The 230-nt window shown below is 42.2% G+C and carries 1 protein-coding gene; it reads right to left on the reverse strand.

The features are described from left to right. Nucleotides 1–227 (reverse strand): hypothetical protein (locus tag ACYQ78_RS40210; protein WP_459806255.1); only part of this gene is annotated, 227 nt, incomplete at its 3' end. Between the last annotated feature and the right edge of the window lie 3 nt (nucleotides 228–230).

A 230-nucleotide genomic window follows, 5' to 3' on the forward strand; every position in this document is an offset into this window, starting at 1 on the left:
GCCGTCTCCAGATCTAAGAGCCTATCAACTTCTAAATCGGAATACTTTTTCTCGCACTGACTGCACACAAACGACGGCCGGTTCTTCGCTTGCTTTTCTTCACTCTCGATCTTCTTTCTCACATGATCCAATTTGTACTTCACTACATTAACAAACACCTTGTAGTTGATGAAATAGTAGTTAAAGCTCAACGTTGTTCCGGTCTCGGGGTTCTTCTCCTTATAGATTCT

The sequence above is a fragment of the Herbidospora sp. RD11066 genome, assembly GCF_054661255.1.